Origin of the sequence: Streptococcus mitis (assembly GCF_002096815.1) — a bacterium.
GTDB lineage: Bacteria > Bacillota > Bacilli > Lactobacillales > Streptococcaceae > Streptococcus > Streptococcus mitis_AD.
The window spans coordinates 107,282-130,227 of sequence record NZ_NCVJ01000019.1 but is presented as its reverse complement, the minus strand read 5'-3'; the positions used below and the strand labels follow the sequence as shown (position 1 = coordinate 130,227).

18 protein-coding genes and 3 pseudogenes are annotated in these 22,946 nt (G+C 38.7%); 20 read left to right on the top strand and 1 reads right to left on the bottom strand.

What is annotated here, in order from left to right:
- Positions 1 to 3: 3 nt before the first annotated feature.
- From aroB to ltrA, 18 genes and pseudogenes are all read left to right on the top strand, one after another.
- Positions 4 to 1,071 carry a 3-dehydroquinate synthase gene (gene aroB, locus B7696_RS04720; RefSeq protein WP_084862436.1) on the top strand — a complete coding sequence of 356 codons (1,068 nt, stop codon included), beginning with the start codon at positions 4 to 6 and terminating at the stop codon, positions 1,069 to 1,071.
- A 9-nt stretch (positions 1,072 to 1,080) separates the two neighbouring features.
- Positions 1,081 to 2,247: a chorismate synthase gene (gene aroC, locus B7696_RS04715; RefSeq protein ID WP_070697342.1), complete on the top strand. Its 1,167-nt coding sequence runs from the start codon at positions 1,081 to 1,083 to the stop codon at positions 2,245 to 2,247.
- Between the two features lie 9 nt (positions 2,248 to 2,256).
- A complete protein-coding gene (locus B7696_RS04710; protein WP_084862434.1) occupies positions 2,257 to 3,360 on the top strand; it encodes a prephenate dehydrogenase in 1,104 nt (367 codons plus the stop codon).
- Positions 3,361 to 3,370: 10 nt separating this feature from the next.
- Positions 3,371 to 3,709, top strand: a complete 339-nt coding sequence (locus tag B7696_RS04705; protein WP_064276487.1) for a YlbF/YmcA family competence regulator — start codon at positions 3,371 to 3,373, stop codon at positions 3,707 to 3,709.
- Positions 3,710 to 3,800: 91 nt separating this feature from the next.
- Positions 3,801 to 5,084, top strand: a complete 1,284-nt coding sequence (gene aroA / locus B7696_RS04700) for a 3-phosphoshikimate 1-carboxyvinyltransferase (RefSeq protein ID WP_084862433.1) — start codon at positions 3,801 to 3,803, stop codon at positions 5,082 to 5,084.
- Entirely contained in the window at positions 5,077 to 5,553 is a 477-nt protein-coding gene (locus B7696_RS04695; protein ID WP_084862431.1) for a shikimate kinase, read from the top strand. Before aroA ends, B7696_RS04695 begins: the two co-directional genes overlap by 8 nt.
- Complete coding sequence (pheA, locus tag B7696_RS04690) at positions 5,550 to 6,398, top strand: prephenate dehydratase (RefSeq protein WP_084862430.1); 849 nt, start codon at positions 5,550 to 5,552, stop codon at positions 6,396 to 6,398. The genes B7696_RS04695 and pheA overlap by 4 nt, the downstream gene beginning before the upstream one ends.
- The gene (locus B7696_RS04685) at positions 6,395 to 7,705 is read left to right on the top strand and encodes an LCP family protein (protein ID WP_084862428.1); all 1,311 of its coding nucleotides are present in this window, start codon (positions 6,395 to 6,397) and stop codon (positions 7,703 to 7,705) included. Before pheA ends, B7696_RS04685 begins: the two co-directional genes overlap by 4 nt.
- A 144-nt stretch (positions 7,706 to 7,849) precedes the next feature.
- A complete protein-coding gene (locus tag B7696_RS04680; RefSeq protein ID WP_084862427.1) occupies positions 7,850 to 8,686 on the top strand; it encodes a LicD family protein in 837 nt (278 codons plus the stop codon).
- Positions 8,676 to 9,779, top strand: a complete 1,104-nt coding sequence (locus B7696_RS04675) for a glycosyltransferase (protein WP_084862425.1) — start codon at positions 8,676 to 8,678, stop codon at positions 9,777 to 9,779. The genes B7696_RS04680 and B7696_RS04675 overlap by 11 nt, the downstream gene beginning before the upstream one ends.
- 1 nt (position 9,780) lies before the next feature.
- Positions 9,781 to 10,767 carry a glycosyltransferase family 2 protein gene (locus B7696_RS04670; protein WP_084862424.1) on the top strand — a complete coding sequence of 329 codons (987 nt, stop codon included), beginning with the start codon at positions 9,781 to 9,783 and terminating at the stop codon, positions 10,765 to 10,767.
- Between the two features lie 15 nt (positions 10,768 to 10,782).
- Positions 10,783 to 12,252, top strand: a complete 1,470-nt coding sequence (locus B7696_RS04665; protein ID WP_049502170.1) for an O-antigen polysaccharide polymerase Wzy family protein — start codon at positions 10,783 to 10,785, stop codon at positions 12,250 to 12,252.
- Positions 12,245 to 13,279 (top strand): teichoic acid biosynthesis protein TarQ, encoded by a 1,035-nt coding sequence (gene tarQ / locus B7696_RS04660; protein WP_084862422.1) that lies wholly within the window; start codon positions 12,245 to 12,247, stop codon positions 13,277 to 13,279. Before B7696_RS04665 ends, tarQ begins: the two co-directional genes overlap by 8 nt.
- 520 nt (positions 13,280 to 13,799) lie before the next feature.
- Positions 13,800 to 15,287, top strand: coding sequence for a type IV teichoic acid flippase TacF (gene tacF / locus B7696_RS04655; RefSeq protein WP_084862420.1), 1,488 nt, complete (start codon positions 13,800 to 13,802; stop codon positions 15,285 to 15,287).
- A 9-nt stretch (positions 15,288 to 15,296) separates the two neighbouring features.
- Entirely contained in the window at positions 15,297 to 16,100 is an 804-nt protein-coding gene (locus B7696_RS04650) for a LicD family protein (RefSeq protein ID WP_084862419.1), read from the top strand.
- A 1-nt stretch (position 16,101) separates the two neighbouring features.
- Entirely contained in the window at positions 16,102 to 16,917 is an 816-nt protein-coding gene (locus B7696_RS04645) for a LicD family protein (protein WP_084862417.1), read from the top strand.
- A gap of 449 nt (positions 16,918 to 17,366) precedes the next feature.
- Positions 17,367 to 17,516 (top strand): annotated as a pseudogene (locus B7696_RS04640) (IS200/IS605 family transposase); the annotation flags it as partial.
- 780 nt (positions 17,517 to 18,296) lie between these two features.
- A pseudogene (ltrA, locus tag B7696_RS04635) lies at positions 18,297 to 19,574 on the top strand (group II intron reverse transcriptase/maturase).
- Positions 19,575 to 19,616: 42 nt separating this feature from the next.
- Here ltrA and B7696_RS10425 read toward each other — a convergent pair.
- Positions 19,617 to 20,755: pseudogene (locus B7696_RS10425) on the bottom strand (ISL3 family transposase); the annotation flags it as partial.
- A 225-nt stretch (positions 20,756 to 20,980) separates the two neighbouring features.
- Between B7696_RS10425 and B7696_RS04625 the strand changes: the two are divergent.
- Both B7696_RS04625 and B7696_RS04620 read left to right on the top strand, forming a co-directional pair.
- Complete coding sequence (locus tag B7696_RS04625; protein ID WP_084862415.1) at positions 20,981 to 22,759, top strand: phosphotransferase; 1,779 nt, start codon at positions 20,981 to 20,983, stop codon at positions 22,757 to 22,759.
- 1 nt (position 22,760) lies between these two features.
- Positions 22,761 to 22,946: a hypothetical protein gene (locus B7696_RS04620; protein ID WP_060805305.1), complete on the top strand. Its 186-nt coding sequence runs from the start codon at positions 22,761 to 22,763 to the stop codon at positions 22,944 to 22,946.

Genomic DNA, 22,946 nt, shown 5'->3' with positions numbered 1-22,946 from the left:
CCTATGAAAATCAGAATCGATATTTCTCATCATCCTTATGATATTCAGATTGAAAAAGGTTGTCTGGCTCAAGCTGGTCAATGGTTGCGAGAACTCTGGCAACCGCAAAAAGTGGTCATTGTAACAGACAACCATGTAGCTTCTCTTTATGCAGAGAAGGTCAAACTCAGCCTAGAAGATGCTGGTTTTCCGGTAGCCGTTTTTGACTTTTTAGAAGGGGAAGAAAGAAAGAATTTAACCACTGTTCAGAAAGTCTATGAATTTCTAGTCAAGCAAGGTCTAACTCGTAGTGATGGGATTGTAGCCCTAGGTGGTGGTGTCGTTGGAGACCTAGCTGGTTTTGTAGCCTCAACCTATATGCGGGGCATTCACTTTGTTCAGATTCCGACCAGCTTGACAGCCCAGGTGGATTCTTCTATCGGTGGAAAAACAGGCGTTAACACTCCATTTGCTAAGAATATGGTGGGTACCTTTGCCCAACCAGATGGGGTTCTGATTGATCCGCTTGTCCTTGAAACACTCGGAAAGAGAGAGTTGATTGAAGGAATGGGTGAAGTTATCAAGTATGGCTTGATTGAGGATCCAGAACTGTGGGCTCTTTTGACGGAACTGGATGGTTCTGTAGAGAGCATACTGGAATATGCAGAGACCTTGATTGAACATTCTTGTCAGGTTAAGCGTAAGATGGTAGTTGAGGATGAGTTGGACAATGGTGTTCGCCTTTACCTCAATTTTGGCCACACCATTGGCCATGCCATTGAAGCAACGGCCGGTTATGGCAAAGTCATGCATGGTGAGGCTGTGGCCATGGGCATGATACAGATTTCCAAGGTTGCTGAGGAGAAGGGACTTATGCCAGCTGGCATTACCCAATCTATCACAGAGATGTGTCAGAAATTCGGCTTGCCTGTTGACTATGAAAATTGGGATGTTGATAAGCTTTATCAGGCTTTGACACATGACAAGAAAGCGCGTGGCAATACCTTGAAATTGGTCTTGGTACCAGAGCTTGGTTCAGCGACGATTCACCCAGTTTCTCTAGAAGAGATGAAAGACTACTTGGTAAAATAAGGAGAGTGTATGAGATATTTAACTGCAGGAGAATCACACGGTCCCCGTCTGACGGCTATTATTGAAGGAATTCCAGCAGGACTTCCTTTGACAGCAGAGGATATCAATGGAGACCTTAAACGCCGTCAGGGTGGCTACGGTCGTGGTGGTCGTATGAAGATTGAGAGTGACCAGGTTGTCTTTACTTCGGGCGTTCGCCATGGGAAGACGACAGGGGCTCCGATTACCATGGATGTCATCAATAAGGACCACCAAAAATGGCTGGATATTATGTCTGCTGAAGACATTGAAGACCGCCTTAAAAGCAAACGGAAAATCACTCATCCTCGTCCAGGACATGCCGATTTGGTTGGGGGCATCAAGTACCGTTTTGATGATTTGCGAAATTCTTTGGAGCGTTCATCAGCTCGTGAAACAACCATGCGGGTGGCAGTTGGAGCAGTAGCTAAACGCCTCTTGGCTGAATTGGATATGGAGATTGCCAACCATGTCGTGGTCTTTGGTGGCAAGGAAATCGATGTTCCTGAGAATCTCACAGTTGCTGAGATTAAGGAAAGAGCTGCCCAGTCTGAAGTTTCTATTGTCAACCAAGAACGAGAACAGGAAATCAAGGACTATATTGACCAAATCAAGCGTGACGGTGATACCATCGGTGGGGTTGTCGAGACAGTCGTTGGAGGTGTTCCAGTTGGTCTTGGTTCCTATGTCCAATGGGACAGAAAATTGGATGCGCGATTGGCTCAGGCAGTTGTTTCTATCAATGCCTTTAAAGGGGTGGAATTTGGTCTTGGCTTTGAAGCTGGTTACCGTAAAGGTAGCCAAGTTATGGACGAAATTCTCTGGTCTAAAGAAGATGGTTATACTCGCCGTACCAATAATCTGGGCGGCTTTGAAGGTGGTATGACCAATGGGCAACCCATTGTTGTTCGTGGCGTTATGAAACCCATTCCTACACTCTACAAACCACTTATGAGTGTGGATATCGAAACCCATGAACCCTACAAGGCGACCGTGGAGAGAAGTGATCCGACCGCTCTTCCAGCTGCCGGTGTGGTTATGGAAGCTGTTGTAGCAACGGTTCTGGCACAAGAAATCCTTGAAAAATTTTCATCAGACAATCTTGAGGAACTAAAAGAAGCGGTAGCCAAGCACCGAGACTATACAAAGAACTATTAAGGAGTTCCTATGGCAAAAACAATCTATATCGCAGGTCTTGGTTTGATTGGAGCCTCTATGGCACTTGGTATCAAACGTGATCATCCAGATTATGAAATTTTAGGTTATAATCGCAGTCAAGCTTCGAGAGATATCGCCTTGAAAGAAGGCATGATTGACCGTGCAACGGATGATTTTGCTAGTTTTGCTCCTTTGGCAGATATCATTATTCTCAGTTTGCCAATCAAACAAACCATTTCCTTTATTAAGGAATTAGCTGACTTGGACTTGAAAGAAGGTGTGATTATTTCAGATGCCGGTTCGACCAAATCAGCCATTGTGGATGCGGCGGAGCAGTATTTAACTGGCAAGCCCGTCAGCTTTGTCGGGGCCCATCCTATGGCTGGTAGTCACAAGACAGGGGCTGCCTCTGCAGATGTCAATCTCTTTGAAAATGCCTACTATATCTTTACACCTTCGAGCCTGACAAGTCCTGATACACTTGAGGAAATGAAGAATCTGCTTTCAGGTCTCCATGCTCGCTTTATCGAGATTGATACCAAGGAGCATGATCGTGTGACTTCTCAGATTAGCCATTTTCCACATATTCTGGCTTCCAGTCTCATGGAGCAGACTGCGACCTATGCTCAAGAACATGAGATGGCAAGGCGCTTTGCGGCCGGTGGTTTTCGAGATATGACCCGAATTGCGGAAAGCGAGCCGGGTATGTGGACCTCAATTCTCTTGTCTAATCGTGAAACTATTCTGGATCGAATTGAGGATTTCAAGGAGCGATTAGATGAGGTTGGACAAGCCATCAGCAAGGGAGATGAGGAGCAGATCTGGAACTTTTTCAATCAAGCACGTGAGCAACGTCAGGCCATGGAAATCCATAAGCGTGGAGGTGTGGATAGCTCTTATGACCTCTATGTAGATGTTCCCGATGAAGAAGATGTCATCTTGCGGATTTTGGAACTACTGCGTGGAACTTCCTTGGTTAACATCCATATCAACGAGGAAAACCGTGAAGATATTCACGGGATTCTACAAATCTCATTTAGAAATGCTCAAGATTTAGAACGAGCTGAGCACCTCATAACAGAAAATACCGACTACACAGTCGTTATCAAATAAGGAGAAAATTATGTCAAATATTTACGATAGTGCAAATGAACTTAGTCGCGGTCTACGCGAATTACCAGAATACAAGGCTGTTAAAGCAGCTAAAGATGCGATTGCAGCAGATGCTGAGGCAAGCAAAATCTTTACAGAATATGTTACTTTCCAAGAGGAAATTCAAAGACTAGCGCAGACAGGTCAAATGCCAGACGCTTCCTTCCAAGCGAAGATGGAAGGCTTTGGTAAGCAGATTCAAGGAAATAGCCTCTTGTCAGAATTCTTTACCAAGCAACAACAATTGGCCATTTACCTTTCTGACATTGAAAAAATCGTTTTCGAACCAGTTTCAGAATTGCTAAAATAAGAAAATAACTATCATAAAGTCAGAAATTTTTAAGGAATTTCTGGCTTTTTATGATAAAATAGGTAAAAGTATTGCAAGTATGAGGTCCAGTATGAAACTAAAAACAAACATTAGCCACTTACACGGCAGTATCCGAGTTCCAGGTGACAAGTCTATCAGTCACCGTTCTATTATCTTTGGAAGTTTGGCTGAGGGTGAGACCAAGGTTTATGATATATTACGTGGCGAAGACGTCCTTTCGACCATGCAAGTCTTTCGTGACCTTGGTGTTGAGATTGAGGATAAAGATGAGGTTATTACCATCCAAGGTGTAGGTATGGATGGCTTAAAAGCGCCGCAAAATGCCCTTGATATGGGAAATTCTGGAACCTCGATTCGTCTGATTTCAGGTGTCCTTGCTGGTGCAGACTTTGAAGTAGAAATGTTTGGAGATGATAGTCTTTCCAAACGTCCTATGGACCGTGTGACGGTTCCATTGAAAAAAATGGGTGTCAGCATTTCAGGGCAAGCTGAGCGAGACTTGCCTCCCCTTCATTTAAAAGGGACGAAAAACCTAAGACCTATTCATTATGAGTTGCCAATTGCCTCTGCCCAGGTTAAGTCAGCCTTGATGTTTGCGGCCTTGCAGGCTCAGGGGGAGTCTGTTATTATCGAAAAAGAGTGCACCCGTAATCATACTGAAGATATGTTGCAACAATTTGGTGGCCATTTAAGTGTGGACGGTAAGAAAATCACAGTCCAAGGACCACAAAAATTGACAGGACAAAAGGTGGTTGTTCCAGGAGATATTTCCAGTGCAGCCTTTTGGTTGGTCGCAGGTTTGATTGTTCCAAATTCTCGTGTGGTGCTTAATAATGTGGGCATCAACGAAACGCGTACTGGTATTATTGATGTCATTCGTGCCATGGGTGGGAAACTAGAAATAACTGAAATTGACCCAGTCGCTAAATCTGCAACCTTAACTGTTGAGTCTTCAGACTTGAAAGGAACAGAGATTGGTGGCGCTTTTATTCCACGCTTGATTGATGAATTGCCAGTTATCGCTCTACTTGCGACCCAAGCCCAAGGTGTAACAGTTATTAAGGATGCTGAGGAACTTAAAGTCAAAGAAACAGACCGCATTCAGGTAGTCGCAGACGCCTTAAATAGTATGGGAGCAGATATTACTCCTACGGCAGATGGGATGATTATCAAAGGGAAATCAGTCCTTCACGGTGCTAGAGTCAATACGTTTGGTGACCACCGTATCGGAATGATGACGGCTATCGCGGCCCTCTTGGTTGCAGATGGAGAAGTGGAGCTTGACCGTGCTGAAGCTATCAATACCAGCTATCCTAGCTTCTTTGATGATTTGGAGAGCTTGATTCATGACTAAGGTATTACTCGGATTTATGGGAGCTGGCAAATCGACTATTGCAAGAGGCTTGGACCCTAATTACCTTGATATGGATGCCCTGATTGAGAAACGCTTAGGTATGTCCATTGCGGAATTTTTCTCGGAAATGGGAGAAGAGACCTTTCGACAGGTAGAGTCAGAAGTATTGGCTGAGTTACTACAAAGAGACCAAGTTGTGTCAACTGGTGGAGGAGTGGTCGTTTCTCAGCGAAATCGTGACTTACTAAAGACAAATTCTGATAATATCTACCTGAAAGCTGATTTTGACACCCTCTACCAACGCATATCAGCTGATAAGGACAATCAGCGCCCGCTTTTTCTAAATAATAGCAAGGAAGAATTAGCAGCTATTTTCCAAGAAAGACAGGCTTTGTATGAGGAAGTGGCTAGTCGGATTTTGGATGTGACCGAGCTAAGCCCAGAGGAAATTATAGAGGAACTGAGATGAAAATTGCTTATCTAGGTCCCAAGGGATCATTTTCACACCATGTTGTGCAGACAGCTTTTCCTCAGGAGGAATTGCAGGCCTTTGCCAATATTACAGATGTCATCAAGGCCTATGAGCAAGGTTTGGTGGACTATTCTGTGGTGCCAGTTGAAAATTCTATCGAGGGTAGTGTTCATGAAACCTTGGACTACCTTTTTCATCAGGCTCGCATTCAAGCAGTAGCAGAAATCGTTCAGCCTATTCATCAGCAGTTGATGGTGGTTCCAGGTCATACTAAGATTGAAAAGATTTTTTCACATCCACAGGCCTTGGCTCAAGGAAAGAAATTCATCGATGAACAATATCCAGAGGCCCAAATCGAGGTAACAGCTAGTACAGCTTATGCGGCTCGTTTTATTTCTGAACATCCAGACCATCCTTATGCAGCGATTGCACCAAGAAGTTCTGCTGAAGAATATGGCTTGGAACTGATTGCCGAGGATATTCAAGAAATGGAAGCCAATTTCACACGTTTCTGGGTTTTGGGAGCTGAAAAGTCTTCTATTCCCTTGAAAGCACAAACTGAGAAAATGACTTTGGCCTTGACCTTACCGGACAACCTTCCAGGTGCCCTTTATAAGGCTCTGTCGACCTTTGCTTGGAGAGGAATTGACCTGACAAAAATTGAAAGTCGGCCACTCAAGACAGCACTGGGAGAATACTTTTTCATTATTGATGTGGATTATGCCGATAAGGATTTGGTTAACTTTGCCCAAAAAGAATTAGAAGCGATTGGAATCCAGTATAAAGTACTGGGAGCCTATCCTATTTATCCAATATCAGACCACGGAAAGGAGAGAAGATGAGTAAAGAAAATCCCTTAAGTCATCATGAGCAGTTACGTTATGACTATCTCTTTAAGAACATTCATTACCTCAATGAGCGAGAGAAAAAAGAGTTTGCTTACTTGCAAGGTAAGTTAAATATGGCTAGTGGTAGTGAAGCTTCACCAGAAATTCATAGTGAAAATCATGATATGGAAGAGTCTTTCATGGAACCAATCAATCAATCTCCTCTTCCATCCTATGGTAACCGTAGTCGTGCAAAAAAATATCAGAAAAGTCATTCACTTCCAAAGGTTAAAGCAAAAAAACGCAAGATTCGTTGGGGGCGCATTTTTGCAGGATTGCTTGTCCTTCTAGCCTGTGTCGGTTTTGGCATGATTTTTATGTTCCTAAAAGGCTATTCAAATGCGGATCCAAATAAACCTGCCAATGCTAAGGCGGCTCAAGTAGAAGTTTTTCATGGTCAAGATACCAAGGATGGTGTTAATATCTTAATTATGGGAACAGATGGACGGATTGGTCAAAATAGTGCTGAGACGAGAACGGACTCTATTATGGTACTAAATGTTGGTGGCTCAGATAAGAAAATTAAGCTGGTCAGCTTTATGCGTGACAATTTGGTCTATATAGACGGTTACAGTCAAGTGATTAACGGTAGAAAACAGACGGATAACAAGTTAAACGTAGCCTATGAGTTGGGAGAACAAGAGGGGCAAAAAGGAGCAGAAATGGTCCGAAAAGTCCTAAAAGACAATTTTGACTTGGATATTAAGTACTATGCCTTGGTTGATTTCCAGGCCTTCGCAACCGCTATTGACACTCTTTTCCCTGATGGGGTGACGATTGATGCCAAATTCTCAACCTTAGAAGGTCAACCTTTAACCGAAGCTACCGTGGGTGATGATTTGCATGCTACAGAAACAGAGTCTCCAACGCAGACGATTAAAGTCGGGAAACAGCAGATGAATGGCTCAACCTTGCTCAATTATGCACGTTTCCGTGATGACGATGAAGGTGACTATGGTCGTACCAAGAGACAACAGCAAGTTTTGACAGTAGTTCTGCAACAACTCAAGGATCCAACTAAACTCTTTACTGGATCAGAAGCACTTGGTAAGGTCTTTGGCATGACCTCTACGAATGTTCCTTATAGTTTCTTATTGACCAATGGCTTATCCTTCCTAGATGGAGCGCAAAATGGTATAGAGAGATTAACAGTTCCAGAACTGGGTGATTGGGTTGATGATTACGATGTTTATGGAGGGCAGGCACTCTTAGTAGACCAAAATAAATATCAAACTAAACTTTCTCAGATGAGGATGAGATAGAATTATACAGAAAAAATCAAGGTTGGAATCACTAGTAAAATAGTGGTTTGAACTTTGATTTTTTTTAGTTTCCGATGGATTTTTAAGGCTTTTTTATGGTATAATAAACCGATATAACTCGTTATTGAACAGAAGAGGAGAGACATGACTGATTTAAAAGCAATTCAGGCTCGTAGTCTGAAAATGGCTGAATATTTCGTCGCATTTTGTAAAGAACATGATTTGCTTTGTTATCTTTGTGGTGGAGGTGCTATTGGTTCCCTTCGAAACAAGGGCTTTATTCCTTGGGACGATGACCTAGACTTTTTTATGCCTCGTAAAGATTATGAGAAATTAGCAGAATTATGGCCTCGCTATGCAGATGAGCGTTATTTCTTGTCAAAGAGTCACAAGGATTTTGTAGACCGCAATCTTTTTATTACCATTCGTGACAAGGAAACCACCTGTATCAAACCTTATCAGCAGGATTTGGATTTGCCACATGGTTTAGCCTTGGATGTCTTGCCTTTGGATTATTATCCGAAAAATCCAGCTGAGCGGAAAAAACAGGTTCGTTGGGCATTGATTTATTCACTCTTTTGTGCTCAAACTGTTCCAGAAAAGCATGGCGCACTTATGAAATGGGGGAGTCGCATTTTACTCGGTTTGACGCCAAAATCTCTCCGTTATCATATTTGGAAAAAAGCTGAAAAAGAAATGACCAAGTACAGTCTGGCTGAGAGCGATGGAATCACGGAGTTATGCTCAGGGCCTGGCTACATGAGAAATAAGTACCCAATCGCATCTTTTGAAGATAATCTTTTCTTGCCATTTGAAGAGACAGAGATGCCCATTCCAGTTGGCTACGATGCCTATCTCAGCACTGCTTTTGGTGATTATATGACACCTCCACCAGCAGATAAGCAGCTACCACATCATGATGCTGTCATCGCTGATATGGATAAGTCTTATACAGAATACAAGGGAGAATATGGTGGCTAAGAAAAAAATATTATTTTTTATGTGGTCTTTTTCTCTCGGGGGTGGCGCAGAGAAGATTCTATCTACCATTGTTTCAAATCTAGATCCAGAAAAGTATGATATTGATATTCTTGAAATGGAACATTTTGATAAGGGATACGAATCTGTTCCCAAGCATGTACGCATTTTAAAATCCCTTCAGGATTATCGCCAAGCTAGATGGTTACGAGCTCTTTTGTGGAGGATGAGAATTTATTTTCCAAGACTGACCCGTCGTTTGCTGGTGAAAGATGACTATGATGTTGAAGTTTCCTTTACCATTATGAATCCTCCACTTTTGTTCTCTAAAAGAAAAGAAGTCAAGAAAATCTCTTGGATTCATGGAAGTATCGAAGAATTTCTTAAGGATAGCTCCAAAAGAGAATCACATAGACGCCAGTTGGATGCTGCGGATACCATTGTAGGAATTTCGAATAAAACCAGCAATTCTATCAAGGAAGTCTATCCAGATTATGCTTCGAAATTACGGACAGTTTACAATGGATATGATTTTAAGACTATTTTAGAAAAATCTCAAGAGAAAATCGATATCGAGATTGCGCCTCAAAGTATCTGTACTATCGGACGGATTGAGGAAAATAAGGGTTCTGACCGTGTGGTGGAAGTGATACGATTATTACACCAAGAAGGAAAAAACTATCATCTCTATTTTATCGGGGCTGGTGATATGGAAGAGGAACTGAAAAAACGCGTCAAAGAATATGAGCTTGAAGACTATGTACATTTCCTTGGTTATCAAAAAAATCCATATCAGTATTTATCTCAGACGAAAGTTCTCTTGTCTATGTCTAAACAAGAAGGTTTTCCTGGAGTGTATGTTGAAGCCTTGAGTCTGGGACTTCCTTTTGTCTCTACGGATGTCGGAGGGGCTGAGGAATTATCCCAAGAAGGACGATTTGGACAAATCATTGAGAGCAATCAAGAGGCAGCTCAGGCAATTACGAACTATATGACTTCTACCTCAAACTTTGATGTCAATGATGCTAGTCAATTCATTCAACAATTTACAATTGTCAAACAAATCGAACAAGTAGAAAAACTATTAGAGGAGTAGCATGGAAACTGCATTAATTAGTGTGATTGTGCCAGTCTATAATGTGGCGCAGTACCTAGAAAAATCGATAGCTTCCATTCAGGAGCAGACCTATCAAAATCTGGAAATCATTCTTGTTGATGATGGAGCAACAGATGAAAGTGGTCGCTTGTGTGATTCAATCGCTGAACAAGATGATAGGGTGTCAGTGCTTCATAAAAAGAATGAAGGCTTGTCACAAGCGCGAAACGATGGAATGAAGCAGGCTCATGGGGATTATCTGATTTTTATTGACTCAGATGATTATATCCATCCAGAAATGATTCAGAGTTTATATGAGCAATTAATTCAAGAAGATGCGGATGTTTCGAGCTGTGGTGTCATGAATGTCTATGCAAATGATGAAAGTCCACAGTCAGCCAATCAGGATGACTATTTTGTCTGTGATTCTCAAACATTTCTAAAGGAATACCTCATAGGTGAAAAAATACCTGGAACGATCTGCAATAAGCTAATTAAGAAAGAAATTGCAATTGCCCTATCCTTTCCTAAAGGATTGATTTACGAAGATGCCTATTATCATTTTGATTTAATCAAGTTGGCTAAGCAGTACGTGGTTAATACCAAACCCTATTATTACTATTTCCATAGAGGGGATAGCATTACGACCAAACCGTATGCAGAGAAGGATTTAGCCTATATTGATATCTACCAAAAGTTTTACAATGAAGTTGTGAAAAACTATTCTGACTTGAAAGAGGTTGCTTTTTTCAGATTGTCCTATGCTCACTTCTTCATTATGGATAAGATGTTACTAGATGATCAGTATAAAAAATTTGAAGCCTATTCTCAGATTCATCGATTTTTAAAAGGCCATGCCTTTGCTATTGCTAGGAATCCAATTTTCCGTAAGGGGAGAAGAATTAGTGCTTTGGCTCTATTCATAAATATTTCCTTATACCGATTCTTATTACTAAAAAATATTGAAAAATCTAAAAAATTACATTAGAACGGGGGTGAGCAAGTGATTGATGGAAAACGATTATTATTTAGTTTGACCATAGTCAGCTATGCCTTGACGCTAGTAAGTGGAATTGTGTATCTGTTTAATAATAATAATGTTAGCTTGCTTTCTACTTTATTGTTCTTACTGGTTAGTAGCTTAATTGCCTGCTGGAATGATATCAAGTATTACTTAATCCATTTTATTTTCTATTTAACTATTTTTGTATTTCTGGTATCAAGACCGACCATTGATTATTTTAGGGATGGCGCTCTGGATACCTATCATCCGATAGCCTATCGCTTTGCCTTTATAGTCGTCATGGTTTCGATTCTGGGCTTGACCACAGGAGGCGTACTGGCTCGTTACTTCATAGCTAGGAAGAACATAAAAGTACCAAAGATAGGAAATTCTATAAAAGAGATTTATATCAAGCGGTTACGCTTTGTATCACTAGGAGTTTTTCTTCTAACCTATCCTTTCTATTTTATTCGCTTATTTGAACGGCTCCTGTATCGTCTGCAGACTTCCTACTATGCCTACTATGCAAATTTTGAAAGTAAACTTCCTTATTTTACCTACATTTTGTCTACCTTTACGGTCTATGCAATGTGTATGTATCTGGCAACCAAGCCAAAGAAATTGCAGGCGACAGCAGTGTTGGTATCCTTCATTGTAGCCAATACCATTCATTTGGCAATCGGGACACGAAATCCCTTTATTTTAAGTATTTTATTTGCTTTTGTTTATTACTTTATGCGGGAGCAAACTGAAAAGGGAAAATGGATTGGGTTTAAAGAAAAGTTAGCGATTTTTGTCGGTTCTCCTATTCTTATGTTAGCGATGGGAGTGCTCAATTATGTACGGGATAATGTCCAGGTTTCCCATACAGGTTTCTGGGATATCTTACTTGACTTTATCTATAAACAAGGGACTAGTTTTGGTGTTCTGGCTCGAGGTTTTCTATTTAACAGTAGCCTTCCTTACCGAGATTTACGCAATTTTACTTTTGGTCCTGTCATTGATTATTTTGCAAGAGGAAGTTTGGGGGCTATTTTCGGAGGAAAAGCCTTTGAACATACAACCAATAGTGTGGAGCTAGCTATTGATAGTAATAGTTATGCCCACAATCTATCCTATCTTGTTTTGAACAAGGAATACTTGAAAGGACATGGTATCGGAAGTAGTTATATCATGGAGTTGTATACAGACTATGGTATGATAGGAGTCTTTCTACTTAGTCTCTTACTCGGTATGCTATTTATAGCCATGTTGCAAGTAGCCTATCGCTCTAGAACAATCCTATTTGCCTTGTCCCTACTCATCTTGAATAATCTATTCTTTATGCCAAGAAGTAGCTTTTCAGAAAGTTTCTTCAATTTATTTACAATGCAATTCTGGGGAATTGTTCTTGTGATTATATTCGTAGCGAAAATGCTTACAAAAGAGAACCAGTATCTACTAAACAAAGGAGAAAAAAATCATGTTTGAACATTATTCAGTAGCTGATTTGTTTGCAAATCTATACAAAAAACGAAAAGCAAATATTCTAGCTCTCATCGCTTTATTTGCTCTCATTGCTGTACCATTTACAATTAAAGCAGTTAAGAATAAAAATACTGTCAAAGACACAACAAGTTATTCAACTTATATCAGCTATAAAATCACACCTCCAGAAGATTCAGCTAAAACGATTTTGAATCATCAAATTGGTGGTTATAGTGATTTCTACGGAAAATTGATTGATGGGAATTTGAATGGAGCTTATCTTTTCAATGATGTAGAGCCTAGTGAGTTGAAAAAAATTGCCAGTGAATTGGATACGACAGAGACAACCTTGAAAAATTCTACAAGTGACTATTGGTGGAAAAAATTGACTGTCTACTATATGATTGACGATGCAGGGGTTAGTGTGAAAATTTTGACACCAAGTAAAGATGCCAACGACTTGTTAGAGCGAAAAATTGATGGATTGATTGAGAAATTTAAACACACTTATGCAAATGTGAAAATTGAAAAATTGGAAACCATCAACTCTAAAGAATTGAATGCAAATGGTGAGACAGCGCTTGGATTAAACGTCAAGAATCTGATTCTTCGTTTAGCTGTTATTGGAGTAGTCTGTGTGATTTTGGTTGTGATGGGAAATGTGTTGGTTTATCTCTTTAACCCAACAATCAATAGAGCAGGTGATTTTTCTCAGTATCAAATTGATTTTGTGACAGAGATTACAACAATTGCTAACCTAGCAGATGTTCTGTCATACAAAAATGCTGGACAAGAATTAACAATTGTTAGCTCAAATAAAGCTATCCTAGATAAATTGAAACAAAATCAAGAGGCTTTAAAAGGAATTCATTTTGTCGATTTACAGGATGTACCATCTCTTTTGGAAAGAGATACAGTCCTTCTTGTTGAAGAGTATGGAGTGACTCGTTATAAGAAATTTGAACAAAGTCTCCAAATTCTTCGAAACTTAAATCGTTCTATCCTCGGTGTAGCAACCTTTAAATTATAAGCATTCTGATACATCGAATCTCTAAAGTTGGCGAAGAGTCGATTTTGAGGCTCCATAATATTTGTAGTGGGTACCCTCCATATAGATATTATGGAGTCTATTTTGTTGTGTTGTTAGAAGATAGTAGTCACTGAGAGTCCTCTAGTAAAGAATATCAACAAATCCGTTAGATTCTCAATTCAAAGATTACTTAAAAGTTAATTGAAAAGACTTCTATGAAAGATATAAATCATAAACTTTCAATCTTATTATAATTATCGTACTGTAACTAAATAATTAAGGCTTGATAATTTTTGTATTTTCAATCCCAATTGGAGTTCTTTGCTTTTTTAACGATATATTTGTCCTTGGTTAAAGTTCAATAAATTTTATTTGAAATACTCAAAAAGTTAGTTTTTAATCTTAAATTTTTGAGGATTTGAGTTCCTAAAAATGTTTTAAAATAATTAAAGACTAGTTGTTGAAAACAAAAGAGTTATTTTAACTAACTTTATGATATAATGAAAACGAGGTAAATTGAATGAAAAGTATAAAATTAAATGCTCTATCTTACATGGGAATTCGTGTCTTGAATATTATTTTTCCCATCTTAACTGGTACCTACGTCGCGCGTGTCTTGGATCGTACTGACTATGGTTACTTCAACTCAGTCGACACAATTTTGTCATTTTTCTTACCCTTTGCAACTTATGGAGTCTATAACTACGGTTTACGGGCCATCAGTAATGTCAAGGATAACAAAAAAGATCTGAATAGAACCTTCTCTAGTCTTTTTTATTTGTGCATAGCTTGTACGATTTTGACCACTGCTGTCTATATCCTATCCTATCCTCTCTTCTTTACTGATAATCCAATCGTCAAAAAGGTCTACCTTGTTATGGGGATTCAACTCATTGCCCAGATTTTTTCAATCGAATGGGTCAATGAAGCTCTGGAAAATTACAGTTTTCTCTTTTACAAAACTGCCTTCATCCGTATCCTGATGTTGGTCTCTATTTTCCTTTTTGTCAAAAATGAGCACGATATTGTTGTCTATACACTTGTGATGAGTTTATCGACACTGATTAACTATCTGATTAGTTATTTTTGGATTAAAAGGGACATCAAACTTGTTAAGATTCACCTAAGTTATTTTAAACCACTCTTTCTCCCTTTGACAGCCATGTTGGTCTTCGCTAATGCCAATATGCTCTTCACTTTTTTGGATCGTCTCTTTCTCGTTAAAACAGGGATTGATGTTAACGTTAGTTACTATATCATAGCTCAACGAATTGTGACCGTTATAGCTGGGGTTGTAACAGGAGCTATCGGAGTGAGTGTGCCTCGTCTCAGTTACTATTTGGGTAAAGGAGACAAAGAAGCCTATGTTTCTCTGGTTAACAGAGGAAGTCGAATCTTTAACTTCTTTATCATTCCACTCAGTTTCGGACTCATGGTTTTAGGACCAAATGCTATCCTACTTTATGGTAGTGAAAAATATATCGGAGGCGGAATCTTAACCTCTCTCTTCGCTTTTCGTACGATTATCCTGGCACTGGATACCATTCTTGGTTCCCAAATTCTCTTTACAAACGGCTATGAAAAACGAATCACAGTCTATACAGTCTTTGCAGGATTACTCAATTTGGGCTTAAATAGTCTCCTCTTTTTCAACCACATCGTGGCTCCTGAATACTACTTACTGACAACTATGCTATCAGAGGCCTCTCTACTTGTTTTCTATATCATTTTCATCTATAGAAAACAGCTTATTCACCTGGGACATATCTTTAGCTATACTGTTCGATACTCTCTCTTTTCACTTTCCTTTGTAGCAATTTATTTCCTGATTAATTTCTTGTATCCCGTGGATATGGTCATTAATTTGCCATTTTTGATTAACACTGGTTTGATTGTCTTGCTATCAGCCATCTCTTATATTGGTCTACTTGTCTTTACCAAAGATAGCATTTTCTATGAATTTTTAAACCATGTTCTAGCCTTAAAAAATAAATTCAAAAAATCATAGGAGTTTAAAATGAAAAAACTAACCATTGAAGATGCCAAACAAATTGAATTAGAAATTTTGGATTACATTGATACTCTCTGTAAAAAGCACAATATCAACTATATTATTAACTACGGGACGCTGATTGGGGCAGTTCGACATGAGGGCTTTATTCCTTGGGATGACGATATTGATTTATCCATGCCTCGAGAAGACTATCAACGATTTATTAACATTTTTCAAAAGGAAAAAAGCAAATATAAGCTCCTTTCCTTAGAAACTGATAAGAACTACTTTAACAACTTTATCAAAATAATAGACAGTACGACTAAAATTATTGATACTCGGAATACAAAAACCTATGAGTCAGGTGTTTTTATCGACATTTTCCCTATGGACCGATTTGATGATCCTAAGGTTATTGATATTTGTTATAAGCTGGAAAGCTTCAAACTTCTATCTTTCAGTAAACACAAAAATATTGTCTATAAGGATAGCATTTTAAAAGATTGGATACGAACAGCCTTCTGGTTGCTCCTTCGACCTGTTTCTCCTCGTTATTTTGCAAATAAAATCGAGAAAGAAATTCAAAAATATAGTCGTGAGAATGGACAATATATGGCCTTTATCCCTTCTAAACTTAAAGAAAAGGAAGTCTTCCCAAGTGGTACCTTTGATAAAACAATTGATTTACCCTTTGAGAATTTAAGCCTTCCTGCACCTGAAAAATTTGATACTATTTTGACTCAATTTTATGGGGATTATATGACCTTGCCACCTGAAGAAAAACGCTTCTACAGTCATGAATTTCATGCCTACAAATTGGAGGATTAGGATGCAATATTTAGAAAAAGAAGAAATTAAAGAAATTCAACTAGCTCTGCTAGATTATATTGATGAGACTTGTAAGAAACACAATATTCCTTATTTTCTCAGTTATGGGACCATGCTTGGTGCTATCCGCCACAAAGGTATGATTCCTTGGGATGATGATATTGATATTTCTCTCTATCGTGAAGATTATGAGCGCTTATTGAAGATCATTGAGGAAGAAGACCATCCACGTTATAAGGTTCTCTCCTACGACACTTCTTCTTGGTACTTCCATAATTTTGCATCGATTTTGGACACTTCTACTGTTATCGAAGACCATGTCAAGTACAAGCGTCATGACACTAGTCTCTTTATTGACGTATTTCCAATTGATCGATTTACAGATTTGAGCATTGTTGACAAGAGTTATAAGTATGTGGCCCTTCGTCAACTAGCTTATATCAAAAAATCACGCGCGGTTCACGGTGACAGCAAGTTAAAAGATTTTCTAAGATTATGCAGTTGGTACGCCCTCCGATTTGTTAATCCGAGATACTTCTATAAGAAAATAGATAAGTTAGTTAAGAATAGTGTTGTAGAACAGCCGAAATATGAGGGAATGGTTGGAGTTGATAAAGAGGGAATGAAGGGTGTTTTCCAAATAAATACTTTCAAAGAGTTAATCTTAACAGAGTTTGAGGGAAGAATGTTACCAATTCCTAAAAATTATGATGTCTTTTTAACCCAGATGTATGGCGATTACATGACTTTTCCTTCAAAAAAAATGCAGGAGTGGTATAGTCATAGTATAAAAGCTTTTCGCAAGGTGGAGAAGTAATTCTGTTTTATGAGAGAACAAATCTTGTGAGTGTCTATTGAGGAGATTAGGACATTGATATTCTTATACAAGCTTGGACACAAAAAGGAGTTCTAGTTTACTAAGATCAATTTTTTATACATCAGCAGAAAATATTCCAAATTGTAGTCTGTAGAGATGGTAAAGGAAAGTGTGATATACATGAAGAACATAATGATAAGAAATTTAATATTATTTAGTTTTCTTGTATGTCCTTTAATTATGGCTGCCAAATTATCCGCATCCACTTTATTAATGTAAAATCTAAGTCAGGGAGTTATACTATTCTTTTAGAAAGCTAAGGGTACTTTGTTTTAATTATATGACTATTGATCCTTATCGCTCCGTTAGGTGCGCGTCGAAGGTTATAGCCTAAAAACTTCAAATGCGATACAATAAAGTTATTTCTGTAAATCGAAAAGTGAAAAAATATGGTACAAAAGTCTCATAGTTTATCGTACACAAAGTGGCGCTGTAAGTATCACATCTTGTATAGACGAAAAGTAGTCTATAATCAATATCGAAGTAGTTTAAGCGAAGTATTTCATCGCTTGTGTAGTTATAAGGATGTTGAAATTATCAGTTAGATTATGTACATATGTCAACTCTTTGTAAACTGTAGTGGGTTTAATAAAAGCTAAGATCGAGAAAGGACACATTTCGTCCTTTCTTTTTTAAGTACGACGGGCATGTCGTGCATCTGAGGTGTAAGTCCTCCGTGGGCACCCGCTACTGGTGAACCCAATAGCGATTCCCAAGTCTGACTATCGTGAGGTAGCGGATTAAAACGGTCTGGGGATAGACCGTTTTAAGTCTGACGCTAGAAATAAGAGTCGTCAGAGGAAGGGATAGCGAAATCGTGGCTCTACGAACAGGAACGTGATAGTAAGGCGTATATAGTGGATAAGGAGGCTTAAAACTCTAAAGTCCAAAAAGGTAGTCGTAATCTATATGCGTAAATCACGAGAGTAATTGAATTCGGACTAAGGTTTGTGTGAAAAAGATAAATTTTCCTAGAGTCTAAAGACTCTGCGTCAGATTTCCTATTTTCACTGTAACCTTTTAACGTCCTCGTATCTTGTATAAACGAGGAAAGATGTACGACTTATCCCGTGAGATCTCATGAGAGCTGAAAGCGTAGTAACAACGAATCATGAGAAGTCAGCCGAGCCCATAGTAGTGAGGAAGCTTCTGTAATGGAAGTGGAGCGGAGGGGTGACCAACAAATCGAAGTAATCCTACTTCACTTGTGTCTGTAAAACGAGAGGTCTAATAGAACTGGACTCTGTCACGTATGACTGGGTGAAGGTTCACCAATATAAGATGTCCCTCAGGCATCAAAACAAGAAAGGAATACGCACATGTCAAAATTGCTAGATAAGATATTATCACGCGAAAATATGCTGGAAGTCCACAATCAAGTAAAATCCAATAAGGGCTCAACTGGGATTGATGGAATTACTATCGAAGAGATGGATGACTATCTCAGACACAACTGGCGCCTGACTAAGGAACTGATAAAACAGAGAAAATATAAGCCTCAACCAGTTCTTAGAGTTGAGATTCCCAAACCAAACGGAGGCATCCGTCAACTAGGAATTCCAACAGTTATGGATAGAATGATTCAACAGGCCATTGTCCAAGTCATTAACCCCATTTGTGAACCCCATTTCTCAGATACGAGTTATGGCTTCAGACCAAATAGGTCATGTGAAAAAGCCATCATGAAGCTCTTAGAGTACTTAAATGACGGCTATGAGTGGATAGTGGATATAGACCTAGAGAAATTTTTCGATACGGTTCCTCAAGATAGATTGATGTCCTTAGTACATAATATTATCGAAGACGGAGATACGGAATACTTGATTCGTAAGTATCTTCATTCAGGTGTTATCATTAACGGTCAGTGTCATAAAACGCTAGTTGGTACACCACAGGGAGGAAATTTATCTCATCTCTTATCTAATGTCATGCTAAATGAATTGAACAAGGAATTAGAAAAGAGGGGACTTCGATTTGTGCGCTACGCAGATGATTGTGTGATTACGGTCGGAAGCGAGGCAGCCGCTAAGCGTGTGATATATTAAGTCAGTCGTTTTATTGAGAAACGGCTAGGTTTGAAAGTAAACATGATCAAGACTAAGATTGCCAGACCAAGCGAGTTGAAATACTTAGGCTTTGGGTTCTGGAAATCATCAGTTGGTTGGAAAAGTCGCCCCCATCAAGATAGTGTTCGGAGATTTAAGCTTAAATTGAAGAAACTAACACAGAGGAAATGGAGTATAGACTTAACAAGACGTATTGAGCAACTGAATTTGTCTATTCGAGGATGGATAAACTATTTCTCGCTGGGAAATATGAAGCACATAGTCACTAGCATAGATGAGCGCTTGCGTACTCGCCTACGAGTGATTATCTGGAAGCAATGGAAGAAGAAATCTAGACGACTATGGGAATTACTGAAACTAGGGGTTCCTAAATGGACAGCAGATAAGGTATCTGGCTGGGGTGACCACTATCAATTAGTAGCTCAGAAGTTGATACTTAAACGTGCGATATCAAAATCAGTCCTTGAAAAACGTGGACTGGTTTCGTGTTTGGATTATTACCTTGAACGACATGCGTTAAAATTTAGTTGAACCGCCGTATGCCGAACGGCATGTACGGTGGTGTGAGAGGAGCTAGAGATTATCCCCTACTCGATTGTTGAGAGCGATAAAAATCTGTTTTTTGAAGTTTTCAAAGTTCCGAAATCCAAATGCATTTCGTTTGATAAGCTTGATGAGATTATTGGTCGCTTCTAATTTGGCGTTGGAATAGGGTAATTGAAGGGCATTGATGATTTTCTCTTTGTTCTTTAGAAAGATTTTAAAGACAGTTTGACAAAGAGGATGAACTTTCTTTAGATTGTCCTTAATAAGTCCGAAGAATTTGTCAGGTTCCTTGTTCTGAAATTGAGAAATCAAGAGTTGATAGAGATTGTAGTGGTGTTTCAACTCTTCTGAATAGCTCAAAAGATTGTCTAGAATTTCTTTATTCGTTAAGTGCATATGAAAAGTAGGGCGATAAAATCGCTTATCACTCAGTTTACGACTATCCTGTTGTATAAGCTTCCAGTAACGTTTGATAGCTTTGTATTTATGGGATTTTCGCTCGAATTGGTTCATGATTTGAACACGGACACGACTCATAGCACGGCTGAGATGTTGTACAATATGAAAACGATCTAGAACGATTTTAGTACATGGAAAAAAGTAGTTTAGCCAAGTCATAGTAAGGACTAAACATATCCATAGTAATGATTTTCACCTGACAACAAACGGCTCTATCGTAGCACAGAAAATGATTACTTATGATAGCTTGTGTTCCACTTTCAAGAACAGTGATGATATTGAGATTGTCAAAACCTTACGCAATGAAACTCATATTTCCCTTAGTGAAGGCATACTCGTCCCAAGACATAATCTCAGGAAGACGAGAAAAATCATGATTAAAGTGAAAGTCATTGAGTTTTCGAATGACAGTTGAAGTTGAAATGGACAGCTGATGTGCAATATCAGTCATAGAAGTCTTTTCAATCAACTTTTGCTCAATTTTTATTGATGAGAGAAGTTTTGGAGAGGGTCATTTTCGAGCAATGATAGCACTTGAAACATCTTTTCTAAGAAGGGGTTCTATTGGGGATACCAATTGTTTCAAGGTAAGGAATTTTAGACAATTTTTGAAACTCATATTTCTTAATTTGGCTAGCGCAATTAGGACGAGATAGAGCATCATTATCCAGTTTAGCGATGATTTCCTTGTGGGTATCCCTGTTAATTTAATTGTTCCATACGATTCTTTCTAATGATGGTTTGGTCATTTTTCATTCTAGATATTACGGAACTTTTTCTACAACAAATAGGCTTCATAATATCTATAGGGAATTTACCCACTGCAAATATTATAGTTCCCTATTTTCTTAATATAGAATCTAACTTGACAAAAACAAATGTTCATTGTATAATCGAATGGATAGAAATATTGAACGAAAGAGGTTAAGGATATGCTATCAGAAAAACAATTTAAACTTTTACGTTTTTTGTTGATTCACAAAGACGAAAACTTTACGCAGAGACAATTGGCTGAACAGCTAGATTTATCTTTAGGAACAGTCAATGCATTGGTTGGAAAACTTAAAGAAGAGAAGTGGATTGATGAGGAACATCACTTAAATGAACTAGGCAAGAACGTTTTAGAACCCTATCGAGTAGAAAATGCTATTATAATGGCTGCTGGAATGAGTAGTCGTTTTGCTCCTTTGTCTTATGAAATTCCCAAAGGATTGCTTCAAGTCAAGGGGGAACGCTTGATAGAGAGGCAAATCAGACAACTGCAAGAAGCAGGAATAGAAGATATAACCGTTATTGTAGGTTATCTACAAGAAAAAATGTTCTATCTGGAAGAAAAGTTTGGCGTTAAAATCGTTGTGAATAATGATTACTACAAATACAATAACTGTTCTTCTCTCATGCTAGTCAGAGATCAACTTTCCAACACTTATATCTGCTCTTCGGATAATTATTTTGTAGAAAATCCGTTTGAACGATACATTTACAGAGGTTATTATTCGACTATATTTGCAGAAGGGGACACAGACGAATACTGCTCTAAGGAAGATTCCAATCACACGATTATCGATATTCAAATCGGTGGGACGAATACTTGGGCTATGGTGGGGCACGTTTATTTTGATCGTGCATTTAGTGAAAAATTCGTAGATATTTTGGAAACTGAATTTAAACATGAGCCGTATCGCGAACAGCTCTGGGAAGATTATTATAGTCGTCACGTCAAAGAACTTCCTTTGGAAGCTCGGCATTATTCAGCAGACATTGTTAAGGAGTTTGATTCACTAGATGAGTTGCGTCAGTTTGATGAACACTATTTGGTGAATACTAATTCGGAAATCATTGATAACATCTGTAAGACATTAGGATGTATAGCTTCAGATATTGTCAATATTAAACCCCTAAAAGACGGTTTAACCAACACTTCGTTTTCATTTGACTGCCTAGGAAAGAAATATGTTTACCGTCATCCAGGTAGAGGAACGGAGAATTATATCGATCGTGCTAGCGAGGCAGCTTCCATGGAAATTGCTACAAAATTGAAGATTGACCTTACTTTTGTTGCTATGAACAAGGATGAGGGCTGGAAAATTTCAGAATTTATTCCTAACGCCAAGCAACTAGATTATGATAATTGGGATGATGTAGCAAAAGCAATGGAGCTCTTGAGACGCTTGCACCAATCTGGAGAAAAAACGGATCATTCTTTTGATCAATTTGAGGGAATTGATGATTTTAGACAAAAATTAAAAGCCAGCAATCGTTTTGAATTTGATGGGCTTGAAGAGTTGGATAAGAATGTCTCAGTTCTCGAGAAGCTTTTACAAGAAGATCAAGCGAAAAAGGTTCTCTGCCATGGAGATTCTTATAGCCCAAATTTCTTGTTGAATGAAGATGGCGAAATGAGCTTGATTGATTGGGAATATTCTGGTATGGGAGATCCAGCGGGAGATTTAGGGACCTTTATTGGATGTTCAAATTATACAGTGGAAGAAGCTGAAAAGGTACTTGAAATCTATCTACAAGAAGTTCCAGACAAGAAAACCAAACGTCACTATTTTGCCTATGTATCAGTGACTTCATATTATTGGTTCTTGTGGGCCCTGTTCCAAGAAAGCGTTGGAAAACCAGTAGGTGAATTTCTTTATATCTGGTATCGTTATACCAAGCAGTATGGAAAACTTGCATTAGATTTATACTTAGAGGATAATTAAGATGAAACCGACATCAGAAATTGAAGAATTAATAGCAAATGAAACGAAAAGAAGGCTAGAAGAAATGGAATCACCAAACTATGTGTTTGCCCAGCCATTTCTAAAAAGTGATTTTACTATAGTCATCGTCTTAGTTCTAATTAACCTTATTCTGATTATCCTAGCCATGACAGGAGGTATTCAATAA

What these genes read in the sequence shown, in the direction of transcription:
- aroB (WP_084862436.1), top strand. Translation starts at nt 4, where the DNA reads ATGAAAATCAGAATCGATATTTCTCATCATCCTTATGATATTCAGATT.
- aroC (WP_070697342.1), top strand. Translation starts at nt 1,081, where the DNA reads ATGAGATATTTAACTGCAGGAGAATCACACGGTCCCCGTCTGACGGCT.
- B7696_RS04710 (WP_084862434.1), top strand. Translation starts at nt 2,257, where the DNA reads ATGGCAAAAACAATCTATATCGCAGGTCTTGGTTTGATTGGAGCCTCT.
- B7696_RS04705 (WP_064276487.1), top strand. Translation starts at nt 3,371, where the DNA reads ATGTCAAATATTTACGATAGTGCAAATGAACTTAGTCGCGGTCTACGC.
- aroA (WP_084862433.1), top strand. Translation starts at nt 3,801, where the DNA reads ATGAAACTAAAAACAAACATTAGCCACTTACACGGCAGTATCCGAGTT.
- B7696_RS04695 (WP_084862431.1), top strand. Translation starts at nt 5,077, where the DNA reads ATGACTAAGGTATTACTCGGATTTATGGGAGCTGGCAAATCGACTATT.
- pheA (WP_084862430.1), top strand. Translation starts at nt 5,550, where the DNA reads ATGAAAATTGCTTATCTAGGTCCCAAGGGATCATTTTCACACCATGTT.
- B7696_RS04685 (WP_084862428.1), top strand. Translation starts at nt 6,395, where the DNA reads ATGAGTAAAGAAAATCCCTTAAGTCATCATGAGCAGTTACGTTATGAC.
- B7696_RS04680 (WP_084862427.1), top strand. Translation starts at nt 7,850, where the DNA reads ATGACTGATTTAAAAGCAATTCAGGCTCGTAGTCTGAAAATGGCTGAA.
- B7696_RS04675 (WP_084862425.1), top strand. Translation starts at nt 8,676, where the DNA reads ATGGTGGCTAAGAAAAAAATATTATTTTTTATGTGGTCTTTTTCTCTC.
- B7696_RS04670 (WP_084862424.1), top strand. Translation starts at nt 9,781, where the DNA reads ATGGAAACTGCATTAATTAGTGTGATTGTGCCAGTCTATAATGTGGCG.
- tarQ (WP_084862422.1), top strand. Translation starts at nt 12,245, where the DNA reads ATGTTTGAACATTATTCAGTAGCTGATTTGTTTGCAAATCTATACAAA.
- tacF (WP_084862420.1), top strand. Translation starts at nt 13,800, where the DNA reads ATGAAAAGTATAAAATTAAATGCTCTATCTTACATGGGAATTCGTGTC.
- B7696_RS04650 (WP_084862419.1), top strand. Translation starts at nt 15,297, where the DNA reads ATGAAAAAACTAACCATTGAAGATGCCAAACAAATTGAATTAGAAATT.
- B7696_RS04645 (WP_084862417.1), top strand. Translation starts at nt 16,102, where the DNA reads ATGCAATATTTAGAAAAAGAAGAAATTAAAGAAATTCAACTAGCTCTG.
- B7696_RS04625 (WP_084862415.1), top strand. Translation starts at nt 20,981, where the DNA reads ATGCTATCAGAAAAACAATTTAAACTTTTACGTTTTTTGTTGATTCAC.
- B7696_RS04620 (WP_060805305.1), top strand. Translation starts at nt 22,761, where the DNA reads ATGAAACCGACATCAGAAATTGAAGAATTAATAGCAAATGAAACGAAA.